Below are 15,587 nucleotides of genomic sequence, written 5' to 3'. Positions count from 1 at the left end.
CGCTTAGGTAGTGCAGTTTTAGTTAGCAGGAAGTTCTTTAGTGATCTTCTGCTTACCATCAACGACTTCGACTAGGAAGCTCGCACGAGACATTTCACCGGAATCATCCCAACAAACATCCATAAGGACGCCTGGGTGATTAGCTGCATCTAGACAAAGACCGTGCATAGTATCTGCGAATTTTTCTTGATCAAACTCGCCAATCTTCTCAGTCACATACTTAACAGTGTAAGCACCTAGGTAACCCTTGATGGCATTGTGGTCAGCGCCGTAGCCGTATTTAGCTTCGAACTTAGCCGCCATCTCTTGGATCGCAGGAACAGGAGCTTCAGCTGTAAGGCCTACGTGACCAAAAGCACCATCTGCAGCACCGCCAGAAAGGTCAATTACTTTCTGTGAGATCAATACTGTATCACCAGCGATTGGGACACTCAGACCTTGCTTCTGAGCTTCGATTAGGAAGCGAGCAGACTCTTCCTCTGTCATGTACGCAAATACAGCATCAACACCTGAGGACTTAATCTTTGCAACATCAGCAGCAAAGTCCACCTGACCTTGCTCAGTCGGTAGATCAACACCAACATTAATACCAGAGTTGCCAGCCACTTTCACAAATGCATCATGACCGCCTTTACCAAATTCAGTGTTCGCCCAAATAACAGCGATGTTTTTAACACCAAGACCATCTTTCAAGTAAGAACCGATTTTAGGCATACCCTTTTGAGCACCGAATGCGGTACGGAAAATATAAGGATTGCCTTTAGCAGTGATAGTTGGGGACTCAGAACCGGTGATCTGTGGTACGCCATTCTGTTGAGCAACCAACATATTTACAACGGTTGAAGATGAGTAAACGGTACCCATTAAAACGTAAGCGCCCTCATCAATGGCTTTCTGAACCATTGCACGCGAGTTCTGTGGGTTTGTCTGACTGTCATAAGCAACTAGGTCAACCTGTTCACCAAGAATACCGCCAGATGCGTTAATCTCTTCGTAGGCCATTTTTAGGCCGTCGTGCCACACAGCACCAGCAGCAGCACCAGCACCCGAAAGTTCAGCCACGCTTGCGATACGAACATCTGCACTAGCCATTGATGAAGCAGCAATTGCAACTGCTGCTGAGAGAGTCATTGTCTTAAACATAATTTCCTCCCGGTTATACCGGTTTTATTGTTATTCCTTAAGGAACTGTAGCCGTCTTAAAAAGACGTAGGAATCAATCTAAACATAATCGAAAAGATCGACTAAGAACATTTAGCTGTATTTAGCGATTTGTTGAAATGGATATTCTGTACCAATAACAGGACAAAACGATCATTTTTATTTGCATAGAACAGATTAAAACGAAGTGAAAATTCAGCTGAAACAGCGGCTCTATACGCCTTTTCACTAAAAATAAAGAACGATAAAGCAGGACTATTTTTATCTTAACTAATCTTCTGAACCAACCGTTCTAATAAAGTCTCTAAACTGACTGGGCGTCTTACCGGAGTGTTTTTTAAAGAATCTAGAAAAGTAGGCCGAATCATCAAAACCCAACATATAAGCGATTTGTTGGACGCTCATTGTCGAATAGGCCAGTTCTCTTTGGGCAACTACAATCAATCGTTTATTAATCACATTTAGTGGACTTTGACCCAGCACCTCATGACTCAACCTACGGAGGTGACTCGGGGTTACACCTAGCTTTTCTGCATAGTCATTGACTGAAAGCGCGCTGGTGCTTGATTTATTAACTAAAGTCCTAAACCTCTCCACCAGATCAGTTTTTCTATTTGCGGATACGTTTTCATCCGCTTGTTGATCTTCTGCAAGGCGAGAGATCAGCACGAAAATTGACGCCACTAAATGTATTGATGCATTGGTCAAATAGCGTTCAGCGAAACGGCTTTCAAAAATCACAACTTCAAAAAGCTCTTTCAAGTGAGCCAACAACGAGCTGTCACTTCCTCCGGCTATTACTGATCCTTTATGGAGAATCGATGCGACAGAGTTACCAGACATAGGCAGAGCTGCCTCCACTTGCTCTTGAGGGATAGTAATGACATACCCATCAATACCTTCATCAAAAGTGAAGCCGTGTACGATCCCTGAAGGAATCACTATAAAGCAAGGCGCATCGAAACCAACTTGCTGCCCATCAAAAAAAGTGACTCCGCCTTTTCTTTCAACAAACAAGAACTGCAACAAGTTTTCATGATGATGTGGTTGAATATTCCATCCATTAGGCTGAGCGCGCTTTTGAATTCTTTCGATATTAACAGGAGGAAGTCCTTTAGAATCAAACACTTCCCCATAAAGCGCATAACTTGGAATATTATTCATAGCAATATTTCTGAGTTTTTATGTTTATTTTGTCCAACTATAGGCTCGTTTTTTAACTTTGCAACTAGCCTTTTGAGGCATAACTTAAGCTATCTAATAATAAACAGACTCAAGAGCATTTCTCATGACTTCAGAATCAGTCGACTGGCTAAACATTTCTAATAAAACCTTCATCGTTACTGGGGGTGGAAGAGGCATTGGCAAAGCCATTGTGGACACACTCTTAGCCAGCGATGCAAAAGTGGGGGTGATTGATAAAGATGTTGAAGATATTGAAACGATCACTGGCCGACTTGCTGCTCAAAGCGCAGATATAACCGATGTGAATTCAATAGAGCAAGCTGCTGAGCACTTCCAATCAACTCTTGGTTTGGCTGATGGCTTAGTTAATTGTGCAGGTCTTTTTTCACCCGGCTCAATTAGTGAAGTCGATTTGAGTGAATGGGATCGTGTCATAAATACCAACCTCAAGGGCGCTCTGATTTGTAGTAGAACCTTTATTAAACAAATGCTGCAGAAAGGTCGGGGGTCAATTGTTCACATCTCATCGATAGCTGCTCACTTCCCGCAAACAAACTCTGGAGCTTACAGCGCAAGTAAAGCTGCAATACTTCAACTGTCGAAACAGATTGCAGTTGAACATGGCGCAAATAACATTCGCAGTAATGCTGTATGCCCAGGGATGATACGAACCCCTCTATCAGAGCCATTCTATTTAGATGATTCCATTAGAACCGCACGAGAATCTATGACCGCATCTGGCAGAATTGGTGAACCTGAAGACATCGCCAATGCTGTAGCATTTCTGCTAAGCAGCCGTGCTGAATATGTTAATGCAACAGAAATGGTCGTAGATGGTGGATTTGAAGCAACGCCTATGCACTTGGTTCCAAGACCAGGTTACAACGCCAAATAATTTGAGAGCATGACTATGAACATTAAAAAAGAGTGTGACCTACTTGTAATAGGTTCCGGAGCTGGAGGCCTATCCACAGCTATTACAGCCAAACACAATGGTTTGGATGTACAAGTCATTGAAAAAGCAGATGTCTATGGTGGAACTACAGCGTTTGCTGGGGGCGTTCTTTGGATCCCGTGTAACCACCACGGGTTAAAGCAGAATCCAAACGATACGCTTGAAGCTGCTGAAGAATACATGAGAACCGAAGCCGGCGAAGCATTCGATCAAAAATCTGCCAGAGCTTTCCTCGACAAAGGCGCTGAAATGGTCGATTTCTTTGAACAAAACACCAGTGTTCAATTTATCCCAACGCTCTACCCTGATTATCATCCAACCTACTCAGGTGGCGTAGATATTGGTCGTTCGATTCTAGCGAAACCCTTTAATATCACCGAGCTTGGCAAGGAGATGAAGCGTCTTCGTCCGCCACTAAGAACCATCACGTTTATCGGCATGATGTTCAACTCTTCCAATGCTGACCTTAAACACTTTTTTAAAGCGACGAAGTCAATCACCTCGTTCATATACGTATGCAAGCGCCTCGCAAACCATATGGTTGAGCTTATTCGCTATGGCAGAGCTATCAATGTAACTAGTGGTAATGCTCTAGCTGCTCGATTAGCTAAAAGTTCATTTGATTTGAATATCCCTATTCACACCTCAACAGCGGTCGAAAAACTTCTCATTGAAGAGGGCAAGGTTGTTGGTGTTTTAGCGAAGACTGCGGAAGGGACTGTAGAACTTAAAGCACGCAAAGGCGTAGTGCTTGCTGCAGGTGGTTTTGCTCAAGAAATTGAACGTATCAAGAAGGTTTATCCGCACCTACAGCGCGGTGGAGAACATCATTCACCAGTACCCGTCGATAACACTGGTGACTCAATGCGAATGGTAGAAGAGATTGGGGTAGAGATCTCTTCTGACTATAAAGAACCCGCAGCTTGGATGCCTACCTCTGTTGTTCCTTTTAGTGATGGCACTAAAGGTATGTTCCCTCACCTGCTCGATCGATACAAACCAGGTGTTATTGGTATATCTCCAAAGGGTGAGCGATTCTGTAATGAGAGTGAGTCATACCATGATGTGGGTACATCGATGACTAATGCTTGTGCTGATAGTACAGAAACCTATATGTGGCTCGTATGTGATAGCACCTGTCTTGGTAAATATGGTCTTGGCTACGTTAAACCTGCCCCGCTTCCTTATGGCTCTTTTGTTAAGAATGGATATCTTAAAAAAGGTAGCAGCTTAGAAGCACTGGCGTCTGAGATCGGTGTAGATACTGACACATTGAAGTCAACTATCGACACATACAACAAAGACGCTGTGAACGGTCAGGACCCGATGTTTAACAGAGGCGCCACTAGCTTTAACCGATATTTGGCTGACCCAGATAACCAACCAAACCCTTGTGTAGCTCCTATACTTAAAGCACCTTTCTTTGCACTGAAAGTGTACATGGGCGACCTTGGCACATTCAGTGGCATTCCAACTGACAACTATGGTGCAGTTCTTCGTCCCGATGGCACAAAGGTTGAGGGGCTGTTTGCAGTAGGTAATGATCGCCATAGCGTAATGGGTGGCACCTACCCTGCAGCAGGCATCACATTAGGGCCTATTATGACTGCAGGCTATGTGACTGGGCGTCATTTAGCTGGTATTGATGATCATTTAGAGTAAGGAAATCAGATGAAAACTATGCCAATAGTAGATCATCGTATCTATACAATTGCGCCACGAAAAATGGGCGAGTTTATTGAAGTATTCAACACTCTTGCCATGCCCATTTTAAGAGAGACACTTGGCAATCCACTTGGGTTTTATACAACTTGGGTAGGTGAACAAAATCAGTTTGTTCATCTATGGGGTTATGAGTCATTAGATGATTATGAGAAGAGATCAGCGGCTCGAGACAGCCACCCTGAATTCGCTAAATACTTAGCTGCATCAGGTCATTTGATCGTTTCTCAAAGCACATCACTAATAAGGTCGATTGACGCCCTAAACGACAATTAAAATGAAAACGGGAGCAATTAGCTCCCGTTGTTTTATTTATAAAAGAATTTAATTCAAATCTAGTAACTGACTATTAACATTAAACTGTTTCACAAATTGCGCTCTCGCTTCACTCGGATCTATTTCTTTTTGAACAAAGAACTGAAACGCATCTATTCCCTGATAGAAAAATAGATCAAAACCAGACACTAATTCCAAACCAGCAGCATGAGAAGCCTGTAGGAATTCAGTATCAAGCGGCACATAGACCGCATCAAATGCCCACTTCTGTCCGCCAAATAGTGAAGGGTCAAGTGGGTTGCCTGGCGATTTGAGATGCCCTATAGGTGTACAGTTAACCAGCCCATCAACCTGCTTAGCAACGTTGGGGATTTCATCGGCGAGAATAGCTTCAGCATCTGCTCCTGAAGCAATGAGTGCTTCAACCAAGGACTCGGCACCTGCTGCGCTCAAATCATACACATAGATTTTTTCCGCATTGAGTTTAGTTAAACCGAAAGCAACAGCACGCCCTACACCACCAGCACCCAGCATAAGCACTTTGCCCGCAGGCTTGTCGCCACGTCGGCTAACGTAACCTTTTACAAAACCACTAAAGTCGGTGTTCGTCGCTTCGAAACTATCTGCGCCTATTCTCATTGTATTGGTTGAGCCAACCATCTCTACTGCTTGATCAGCGTCAGTCACCACGTGAGTAGCCAACTGTTTGAATGGGAAAGTTACGTTTGTTGCTACATATCCTTGTTCCTTCATGCGAGAAACGGTTTCTTGAAAGCACTCTAACGTATTATGTTCAGGCTCAATTAGGTCGTACTGAACATCAAAACCATAAATTTTACCGAGCATTTTATGCAGTGCTGGTGATTGCGATTGGCTGATGGCATGGCCAATTAAACCTATCTTAATTGTCATATTCGGATCCCTTTTGACCAAAAAAGAGAGGCCGAAGCCCCTCATAAAGTCACAACCCCAAGTTGTGGCAGAGCTAACTTTTACGTTTAAACAGGCGCATAACAGGAGTCTGTGAAATCAGCGCAAGAACTATGATTGAGAAGAGTGCTACCGATAGCGGGCTAGAGAATAGGTTGGCAAAGAAGTCTGGTAGCGATTCACGCTCAGAGATAATTGCACGACGCCAGTTCTCGTCAACAAGACGCGCCAAGATAACACCCAAAATTACCGGACCCACTTGGAAGCCATAGAGCTTCATAAAGTAGCCAAGCACACCAAAAGCGATCATCCACCACACATCAGCAATGGAAGTGTTGATTGCATAAGCACCTACTATTGAGAGGATAAAAATCAGAGGAACCAAAACGCCCTTTGGACACTCAACAATTTTCGAGAACAGTTTAATGCCGGTAAGACCAAAAATTAGAACGAAAATATTGGCCAGAGTCAGGTTACCTACGGTCATCCAAAACATCTCTGGTCGCTCAACCAATAAGAGAGGCCCAGGATTCAAACCGTGAATAAACAGCGCACCGATAAAGACGGCTGTCACGGCATCACCAGGTATACCCAGCGTCAACATAGGAATATAAGCACCACCAACGGCTGCATTGTTAGCAGTCTCTGGAGCAATAAGCCCCTCTTTGGCACCCTGACCAAAAGGCACTTTAGGTTTTTTTGTGGTGCGTTTTGCGTAGTCGTAGGAGATTAATGCAGCGATATCACCTCCCGTTCCTGGCAATGCACCAATCACAGTACCAAGGGATGAAGTCTGCAGGCTAAGTGGTAGATACTTTTTAACATCACTCCAGCTAGGGATGATCTTGTCGAGCTTTTGTTTGATAGCCTGTTTATCCAGATGGTGCAGCTGCATCAATGCTTCAGACAAACCAAACATACCAATCATGACGGCCACTGGGTTGATACCATTCCAGAGTTCAACCACACCAAACGTGAAGCGCTCCTCTGCGGTTAAGGGATCAAGTCCTACCGTACCGATCAGCATGCCGAAAGCACCCGCGAAAATACCCTTTGTTAGGCTCTCTCCAGAGAGGGAGCCAACTAAAAGAATCCCCATAATACCTAACATCATGTAATCACGAGGTTGGAAAGTGATGGCAAACTCTGAAATATTTGGCGCTGCGATCGATAGAATAATGATGCCGACAAATCCTCCAATCACAGACATTACTGTAGAGAGGCCAATAGCGCGACCGGCTTCACCTTTCTGAGCCATCGGGAAGCCATCAAGTGCTGTGGCAATAGCAGATGGAGCACCAGGAATGTTGAGTAGAATCGCTGTTCGTGAACCGCCGTACACGCCACCCATGAAGACACCTACCATCAAGGCAAGTGCATTGAAAACATCCCATGAGAATGTGAATGAGATAAGAATTGAAACGGCCATGGTCACTGACAGACCAGGAATCGCCCCAATGTATATTCCTAAAAAAGTTCCTAACGCAGTCAGTGCGAGAAGGTCTATTGAGGTCCAAGTAATCAAGAAGTTACTAAGCGCTTCCATTATTGTGCCTCCTTAGCTTTAAACAGATCTTCGATCCAAGCCATTATTTCTCGTTCTGGAACAAAGCCTTCGGGAAGCACCACTTGGAAAATCAATCGGAAGATGACATAGATAATGACCAGAACCATAAACGCAAGCAGGAAGCTACGTTGCCAGCTGGACTTATGGAGGTAGCGCAGCGTTGCAAAAAGAAATAGAAACGCAGTGATAATAAAACCAACCGTCTCAAGCACGACCGAGAATATCAAGAGCATTGCTAAAGTGACCGCAACCACTTTAGGCATAATGTCTACGGTAAAGCGAGCCCCTTCTTGTTTTGGTAGCTTGAGATTCTGTACAGCGATGATACAAGAGGTAATCACCATCAAACCAGATGCGGCCATAGGGAAAGCACCAGGAGAGCTTAACGCTGAAAACTGAGCAATACTGTAGGACTGCCAAAACAAGAAAAGACTAAAGGCAACCAGTAGGAATCCGAAGATTACCTCACCAGGTTTATTAGAAAGATGTTGAGAGTGAAGCATAGAAATCACCGAACTAATGGCGCAACAGCGCTTTAGTAGAAACAACCGGGCAGAGAGCCCGGTTGTTAGAGTCGTTAGAACTTACTTTGAACAGTTAATACCGAACTCAGCAGGATCACGCTTGCCGAAACCAGCGTTGTGAACGATACAAGATGAAGTAGCGCGGTAGTTCGTTAGGAACTTCTCTGCTTCTGTACCAGAGATACCCATCACTGTGAAACCACGGTCATCCATAAGTTTCAAGAATTCTGGTGCCTTAGCTGCTTCAGCGTACGCTGCTTGAAGTTTTGCAACAGCGTCATCTGGAGTGCCTTTCTTAACGAACACACCGAAGAATGGACCCCAAGGTAGGAACTCTTTGTAGCCAGGGAAGGCTTCAGTGATTGGAGCAACGCCTGGTAGAAGTGGGTTAGCAGCAACGTCTACAAGACCAATCGCTTTCATACGACCCGCCTTAACGTGCTCGATAGCAGCACCCAGTACCGCAGGCATTACGTCAATAGCGCCACCCTGAAGTGCTGTAAGAGCTGGGCCGTCACCGTCGTATGGAACACCTGTGAACTCAACTTTAGCCTGTGCGTTAAGCATAGCTAGAACGATAGACGTTAGACCACCAGGACCTGTAGAACCTGTTTTAACAGCACCTGGATTCGCTTTTGCGTAAGCTACAAGCTCTTCCATGTTGTTGTATGGTGCATCGTTACGTGCAACGAAAATTGGCACACCACGAGCTAGAACGTTTACTGGGATCATGTCGTTGTAGTCGATATCAGCAAGACCAAGAGTCTTGTACATCTGTGGGTTTTCTGCGCCCATTAGAAGCGTGTAACCGTCAGCTTTCTGAGCGTTTACATATTTCATTGCGATTGCACCAACACCGCCAGTTTTGTTAGTCATAACAATGTCACGACCCAATACTTTTTCAGCGTGTGGAGTTACAGAGCGCATTACGGTATCAGTTGAACCGCCAGCACCCCATTGGATGATGCCTTGAACGTCTTTTGCAGGGTAATCAGCAGCGAATGCCGAAGTTGTTGTCAGTGCTAGTGCAGCACCCAGAAGAAGCTTACGCATTTTATCTCTCCATGTTTTTTTATTTATTAGGTCAAGACCTTTTAATATTCTTAACCCAGTTGTGAATAACGTCAAATACCAATATTTAACCATTGTTAACATATTGTTATTTTTCGCGACTCAATTTTTTTTCAATTTCTGAAATCGTTTGTTGTGCGAAGCTCGACATTTTATGACCCGTCTTCGAGTATAAGTAAACTGAGACTGAGTACTCCTCAGCTAAGTCTCTAACCTCTACACCGCTCAAATCCCTTCTCAAAACAGAGGTATCATCTATAAGAGCGACACCCTGATTTTCACGAACTAAACCTATCACCGTTTGTGAAAAGCGCCCTCGTGTTGCATAAACAACATTGAGTCCTGCATCTTTAAATGGCGCATAAAGCTGTGCACCAAAAGGATCTTGGGGGTCGACACCGATAATCGATTCACTTCGAATATCTTGAACAGAGATAACCTGTTTCGCAGCCAACTCATGTCCCTGAGGAAGAATGACCTTAACGGGCACACTTCCCAAAAACTTCACATCTATGCCCTGACTATCAACATCGGTAGTCATAATGGCGAACTCACCCTGCTCTAACAGGACATAATCAATAGCCTCTTCATATTTAACGATATTCAGATCGATATAGAGGCCTGGGTAACAGTCCCTAATAGTGCGTACAGCTTGGGGGGCAATGTAAGCAGCTATTGAAGGTGCAGATGCGAATGACAATTCTGAATCATCGCCACGCTTAACTGACTCAAGAGCGAGCTGTAAATTCTCAACACCCTTATAAACTTCTGACAGCTGGTCAAAAAAGTTTCTCGCCTCAACTGCTGGAACAAAGGTGCCACCCTTTCGCTCAAACAATCGAATGCCCAAAGTATCTTCGGCATGCTTGATAATACGACTAATGCCCGGAGCTGAAACGTGGAGATGCTCTGCAGCACCTCGGATGCTACCTCGAATCATTACAGCTCTAATCGCCTCAATTTGCCTAAGCGTTATATCGCGCAAACCGATTCCTTTGGGTTAAAAAATTACGCTAACCAGCGCTAAAAAGTAAAACTAACAAATAGTATTAAGTTATACCTAACAATTTATATGCTACTTATTATCGATTTTTTAGATAAGCCTGAGTATCCGAAAATAGCTGTCGCAACACTACACTTTCACCTAGCTCCTTTGTTTTTTTGATCTGCGGCACCTCCAGTGAAATAGCTATATCACTAGGCAGAGCATCAACAATTTCTGCGATAGAAATTTCACCTAAGCCTGGCGCTAATCGCTCATCACGACCGGCATAGATCAGCTCTTCAAAGGTATAACTCGATTGCACAGGCGCATCACACAACTGAGCGAATGGAAGTCGATCGGCAGGGATGCTCTTTAAGAGCTCGATACTAGAATTCGAACGATTAAAGTGAAGTGAATCAACCAAGATACCTAGATGCTCTGAACTGTTCTGAACCAACGCCCAGCAACTCGCTAGGTCATTAATAACGGTCCAAGGGAAAAACTCTAGAACCGCCTGAATACCTTTAGCCGCTGTTAAATCAGCAAATTGACCAAGGTTGTCACCAAGACGAGTGAGATCGTCATCATACGGCGCAGTAATGATGCTCTTGGCTCCAAGTTCAGCCGCTGTCTCTATAAGCGCATCAAATGAGCCTGGGTCAGTAGTGGGTTCAAACTTTAAAAACTCGACATCGTTTACCCGAAGGCCGGTTTCTGCGAGAGCCGATTTGGTTTCTCGAAGCATCTTGGCATCAGACATCAACGGATAACCGGGTGTCACATCGTTCACCGCTACAAAGCGAAGCCCAACGCTTTCAAACCCTGCCTCTGCTGCAGCACGAATGAACTGTGGTGGTGGCAGATCCAATGCGGATAGATGCGCCAGCCCCAATGGAGTGTTATTCATTGGTTAGGCCCGACACATGATTACCCACTACGTAGCCAAAGGTCAGTGCAGGTCCAATTGCAATACCGCCAGCCGGATAGAAACCACCAAAGACACTCGCTGCATCAGTCCCAACAGCATACAAACCATCTACTGTTGAGCCATCCGACTTGAGTACCTGACAATGCTCATTCACATCTATACCCGCAAAAGTACCAAAGCTTCCCGGAACTACTTCAATAGCAAAGAAAGGGGCCTTCACGATTGGCGCGACACAGGGGTTAGGCTGAATCTCAGCATCACCCTGAAGACGCATGTATGGCGTAGTACCACGGCCAAATTCTGGATCTTCACCTTTGGCTGCTGAGTCATTGAATGATTCTACAGTTTCAACAAGCGCTGCTGAATCAATCCCACACTGGCTTGCCAACTCCTCAAGAGAGTTAGCCTCTTTGAGATACCCTGATTTAACCCAGGCTGAGTATGGAACCGGTGTTGGACGAACAATGCCAAGTCCATAACGACGTAAGAATCGGTGATCACAGATCATCCAGGCCTTTGCAGGCTCATCAGCATCTAATTGAGCCTGAAGGTCGGTAACAAAATCGTGATATCCCAGTCCTTCGTTGCAGAAACGTTTACCATTACGACGCACAGCAATAAGACCAGGCTTACCGCGATCGATAATATGAGGGAAAACACCAATACGACCGCTCTGCCATGGAACCAATGAAACGGGGCAATAGGCTGCTGGTGCTGCCGTGTCTGATTTAAAATGTCCACCAACACTTTCAGCAAGCGCCGCGCCATCTCCAGTCGCCAGTGGCGTAGCCAACGTTGCATGCTCAGAATTTCGAACAAAGAGTTTTTCTCTACGATCTTTATCGTGCGGGTAGCCTCCGCTAGCTAGCACTACACCACAAGCTGATAAAATCTCTTCACTACCTATTTTAACTCCGACAACCTTGCCGCTCTGTTCAATAAGGCTAGTAACCTGAGTCTCTAACTTAAACTCCACTCCTAAGTCTATGGCCGACTTAAAGAGGCGCCCAATTAAAGCATTGCCGTTACGAAGGTCGGTGCTGCGTTTAAATCGGAGGAGATCAAACAGAAAACGCGTCATGCGCAGCCCAACATGCACAAGTGATTTAAATGAACGGGTCACTGACATGAATGCTTTCAGGTCTGGTCCGGATTGAATCATCAGGCCATAGAATGTGGTCTCATCAAGAGGCTTCTTAAGCTTAGAAAAGTGCTTACCCAGGAGCTTTGCATCAAACGGCTCCGCAATTGCCGAACGTCCACCCATTCCAGCACCTGGTTGATGACCGTAAGTATCAGGAATACCTGGGTCTCCTTGAAACTGAAGGGAGGTATTATTGTGGAAGAAATCGATCATTTTTGGCGCATTTTCTATGAAAGCGTCCACTCGCTTTTCATTAAAAAATGGACCGGTAACATTTTTCAGATACTCTCGAACCTCCGAAGGCTCATGATGGATACCGCGAGCAGTGGCAAATAAGTTTCGTGGGGACCATATCCAGCCACCTGACCATGCAGTTGTGCCGCCAATATCCTTATCCTTTTCAATCACTAGGACACGTAGGCCGTTTTTTGCAGCAGTAACTGCACTGGACAACCCTGCAGCACCTGAACCCAGAACAATCAGGTCGTAACTAGAACTATTCATGCAATTACCACTAAAGCTTTTCGAATCCAGTGAGGAACTTAGACTCATCATCGGTCATAAAGCTAACGAGCGTTTCTGCCTGCGCATCAAACATATCAGCGCCAGCCATCGCTTTGCAGCCTATAGAGCGAGCATACTCACCCGTTTTAGAGATAGCAGGCTTAGTCAGCGCATCACCAAACATCATATCTGCCGTTAACTCTTCAAGTGGGACAGGTGTAGGATCGCCCTCTTTCATACCCACGGGCGTTACATTGGCAACGATATCCATACCTTTAGGGGAGTTACTCTCTGCAGCCCGAACACGACCAGGGAACACCGCATCTAATTTGGTAACTGCCTGGGATAAACGAGCAGCATCAAGATCGAATATAAAAAGGGTTGCTACGCCCTGAGCCAAAAACTCATAAGCCACAGCACTGCCAGCACCGCCAACACCGATTTGCAGTACCTGTTTACCTTCTGGCTCACCACCCCGATTTCGAATGGCAGCGACATAGGCTTCACCATCAGTGTTGTCACCATAGAAGCTGCCATCTGCCATTCGACGAGTCACATTCACAGCACCAATCACTGATGCGCGCTTTGTCACCCGATCACAAAACTCTAGAGAGTCGATTTTGTGAGGCAGAGTAATAACGATGCCATCAAGGTTTTGTAACGATTTAGCGGTTATAAAGAAACCAGTAAGATCTTTGGGGGCTACGTGGACTGGCGGCACAATGCCATTGATACCACGAGCCGCCATAATCTCTGTAAGATACTTAGGCGAGCGTACCTGAGCAATTGGATCACCAACGATTGGAAATAGGCGAGTTTCGCCAGATAGTTCAAAACCCATTAGTTCAACTCTCCTGCTGCATGCTTAGTAGCAATGTATGCGAATGTAATGCCTGGTCCGATAGTAATGCCGGGTCCTGGGTATACACCCCCCATAATTGACTGAAGGTCATTACCAGCAGCATACAATCCCTCAATCACTGTTCCATCATCCTTAACTAACTGTCCGTTCTCGTTACCTGAGAAACCTTTGGCGGTACCTATAACCCCAATTTCAAGTTTCACTGCGAAAAACGGTCCTTCAAGCGCTCGAATCGTTGTATTAGGCGCATTCTCTGGATCACCGTTATGTTGCTGATATGGTGTAGAGCCTCGACCAAACTCAGGATCTTCGCCACGAATGGCATCTGCATTATATTTAGTTAGCGTTGCAGCAAGATTTTCTGCAGGAACACCAATAGCTTCAGCTAAACCTTCGATGGTAGTTGCACTCTTCAGGTAGCCCTCTTTGATTAAAGGCTCAGGGTTATCTCCACCTGGACGCAATAGACCGAGTCCAAATTTATTTGCTGCTTTTTGATCTCCAATCAACCAGATAGGTTCTTGACCCATCTTTTTACCGAGCACTGTTCGGCCAAAATCGTGGTATGAAATTGTTTCGTTTAAGAAGCGCTGACCGTCACCATTTACACAGATAGTACCTGGCTTGCTGCGATCAAATACGAAGTGAGGATAAACTGCAGTTGATCCGTCTTTGCGAGTACGCGTTGAACAAGGCGCATAAAAAGCAGGATGCTTATCCGCACTTCCATAGTGTGCGCCTAAACTTTCCGCCAGTGGGTGCAACGTCGCTTTATTGTCTGCACTTGCCGGTGAGATACCTGAACAGGTCTCTTCATAGTACTTAGACTGACGCTCTTTACTTGCACCAAAACCACCCGTAGCAAGCAACACTCCACGTTCAGTAGTAGCCTCTTGATTGCTGCCGTTTTCAGAGAACTTAACCCCAACCACTCGACCAGAATCTTCAACAAGCTCGGTAACCGACGCATTAACTTTTATATCGACGCCTAGCTCACTAGCTGAATGAAGCAGACGAGCAATCATCGCCTGCCCCATGACATAACGAGAGTGACGTCCATAAAAAATGCGATCAAGCACATAGGTCGCAACCAAACGCCCTACATAGAAAAACGATTTAACCGATTTGTAACGATCAAGAAGGTTACGAATATCGATACGGTCAACCTGCATACCACCGAGAACCGTAAACTCTTCGATAGGCGGGCGCACCAAATCACGCAACTTACCCATAGGGCCAGTTTTGTAGGGGACTGGCTCGATCGCACGACCATTCAATGTCGCGTGTCCAGCATCCCACATATAGTCTGGATGTTTAGGACATGGACGAAATTCCATTCGAGTCTGACTTTGCAGCGTTTCAACCGCAGTGGCCGCGTGTGCAAGAAAACTTGTTCGAACATCGGCATCTGAAGCATCGCCGACCGTTCCATCTAGAAAAGCGGTTACCTCTTCTAATGTGTCGCTGTCGTTAACTTCACGCCCAATTGAACTGAGTGGTGTCCAAGTCGTGCCACCAGATAAGGCACTGGTACCGCCAACATACTGACTCTCTTCTAGCAGCAATACCTTCCAACCTTTAAGCGCTGCAAACACGGCACCAGAGAGGCCTGCCGCACCAGAGCCACAGACAATAAAATCGTAATTAGAGCTTAAATTAGACACGCGAACTTACCTCGATCGCTTAAATTGATAAGATAAAAATCTCATAAATTTGAATTTCATTCAACTTTTTAAAAACATTTCACTTCTGTTATAGTCCAAATTCACAAAA

14 protein-coding genes are annotated in these 15,587 nt (G+C 45.2%); 3 read left to right on the top strand and 11 right to left on the bottom strand.

Annotation, left to right across the window (positions count from 1 at the left end):
• Nucleotides 1-18: 18 nt before the first annotated feature.
• Both XMG59_RS10300 and XMG59_RS10295 read right to left on the bottom strand, forming a co-directional pair.
• Nucleotides 19-1,143 carry an ABC transporter substrate-binding protein gene (locus XMG59_RS10300; RefSeq protein WP_173498669.1) on the bottom strand — a complete coding sequence of 375 codons (1,125 nt, stop codon included), beginning with the start codon at nucleotides 1,141-1,143 and terminating at the stop codon, nucleotides 19-21.
• A 288-nt stretch (nucleotides 1,144-1,431) separates the two neighbouring features.
• Complete coding sequence (locus XMG59_RS10295; protein WP_173498668.1) at nucleotides 1,432-2,325, bottom strand: helix-turn-helix domain-containing protein; 894 nt, start codon at nucleotides 2,323-2,325, stop codon at nucleotides 1,432-1,434.
• Nucleotides 2,326-2,449: 124 nt separating this feature from the next.
• Between XMG59_RS10295 and XMG59_RS10290 the strand changes: the two genes are divergently transcribed.
• Genes XMG59_RS10290 through XMG59_RS10280 form a run of 3 tightly spaced genes read left to right on the top strand, consistent with a single transcriptional unit; the run spans nucleotide 2,450 to nucleotide 5,299 of the window.
• Nucleotides 2,450-3,241 (top strand): SDR family NAD(P)-dependent oxidoreductase, encoded by a 792-nt coding sequence (locus tag XMG59_RS10290; RefSeq protein WP_173498667.1) that lies wholly within the window; start codon nucleotides 2,450-2,452, stop codon nucleotides 3,239-3,241.
• A gap of 15 nt (nucleotides 3,242-3,256) precedes the next feature.
• Nucleotides 3,257-4,963, top strand: a complete 1,707-nt coding sequence (locus XMG59_RS10285; RefSeq protein ID WP_173498666.1) for an FAD-dependent oxidoreductase — start codon at nucleotides 3,257-3,259, stop codon at nucleotides 4,961-4,963.
• 9 nt (nucleotides 4,964-4,972) lie between these two features.
• Complete coding sequence (locus tag XMG59_RS10280) at nucleotides 4,973-5,299, top strand: NIPSNAP family protein (RefSeq protein WP_173498665.1); 327 nt, start codon at nucleotides 4,973-4,975, stop codon at nucleotides 5,297-5,299.
• Between the two features lie 48 nt (nucleotides 5,300-5,347).
• On the opposite strand, the gene XMG59_RS10275 is transcribed toward XMG59_RS10280, so the two are convergent.
• The 9 genes from XMG59_RS10275 to XMG59_RS10235 all read right to left on the bottom strand — a co-directional run bounded on the left by XMG59_RS10275 (nucleotide 5,348) and on the right by XMG59_RS10235 (nucleotide 15,478).
• The gene (locus XMG59_RS10275) at nucleotides 5,348-6,211 is read right to left on the bottom strand and encodes a shikimate dehydrogenase (RefSeq protein ID WP_173498664.1); all 864 of its coding nucleotides are present in this window, start codon (nucleotides 6,209-6,211) and stop codon (nucleotides 5,348-5,350) included.
• Between the two features lie 73 nt (nucleotides 6,212-6,284).
• On the bottom strand, nucleotides 6,285-7,775 hold the full coding sequence (locus tag XMG59_RS10270) for a tripartite tricarboxylate transporter permease (RefSeq protein ID WP_173498663.1): 1,491 nt from the start codon (nucleotides 7,773-7,775) through the stop codon (nucleotides 6,285-6,287).
• The gene (locus tag XMG59_RS10265) at nucleotides 7,775-8,299 is read right to left on the bottom strand and encodes a tripartite tricarboxylate transporter TctB family protein (protein ID WP_173498662.1); all 525 of its coding nucleotides are present in this window, start codon (nucleotides 8,297-8,299) and stop codon (nucleotides 7,775-7,777) included. Before XMG59_RS10265 ends, XMG59_RS10270 begins: the two co-directional genes overlap by 1 nt.
• 81 nt (nucleotides 8,300-8,380) lie before the next feature.
• The gene (locus tag XMG59_RS10260) at nucleotides 8,381-9,373 is read right to left on the bottom strand and encodes a tripartite tricarboxylate transporter substrate binding protein (protein ID WP_173498661.1); all 993 of its coding nucleotides are present in this window, start codon (nucleotides 9,371-9,373) and stop codon (nucleotides 8,381-8,383) included.
• Between the two features lie 106 nt (nucleotides 9,374-9,479).
• Nucleotides 9,480-10,376 (bottom strand): LysR family transcriptional regulator, encoded by an 897-nt coding sequence (locus XMG59_RS10255; RefSeq protein ID WP_173498660.1) that lies wholly within the window; start codon nucleotides 10,374-10,376, stop codon nucleotides 9,480-9,482.
• Nucleotides 10,377-10,473: 97 nt separating this feature from the next.
• Nucleotides 10,474-11,283, bottom strand: a complete 810-nt coding sequence (locus XMG59_RS10250; RefSeq protein ID WP_173498659.1) for a sugar phosphate isomerase/epimerase — start codon at nucleotides 11,281-11,283, stop codon at nucleotides 10,474-10,476.
• Nucleotides 11,276-12,952 carry an FAD-dependent oxidoreductase gene (locus tag XMG59_RS10245; RefSeq protein ID WP_173498658.1) on the bottom strand — a complete coding sequence of 559 codons (1,677 nt, stop codon included), beginning with the start codon at nucleotides 12,950-12,952 and terminating at the stop codon, nucleotides 11,276-11,278. Before XMG59_RS10245 ends, XMG59_RS10250 begins: the two co-directional genes overlap by 8 nt.
• Before the next feature lie 10 nt (nucleotides 12,953-12,962).
• Nucleotides 12,963-13,793, bottom strand: coding sequence for a shikimate dehydrogenase (locus XMG59_RS10240; RefSeq protein ID WP_173498657.1), 831 nt, complete (start codon nucleotides 13,791-13,793; stop codon nucleotides 12,963-12,965).
• Nucleotides 13,793-15,478, bottom strand: a complete 1,686-nt coding sequence (locus tag XMG59_RS10235) for an FAD-dependent oxidoreductase (RefSeq protein WP_173498656.1) — start codon at nucleotides 15,476-15,478, stop codon at nucleotides 13,793-13,795. The genes XMG59_RS10240 and XMG59_RS10235 overlap by 1 nt, the downstream gene beginning before the upstream one ends.
• Nucleotides 15,479-15,587 lie beyond the last annotated feature (109 nt).

Origin of the sequence: Marinobacterium sp. xm-g-59 (genome assembly GCF_013283315.1) — a bacterium.
Taxonomy (GTDB): Bacteria; Pseudomonadota; Gammaproteobacteria; order Pseudomonadales; family Balneatricaceae; genus Marinobacterium_E.
This window is presented reverse-complemented; position numbering and strand designations above follow the sequence as displayed.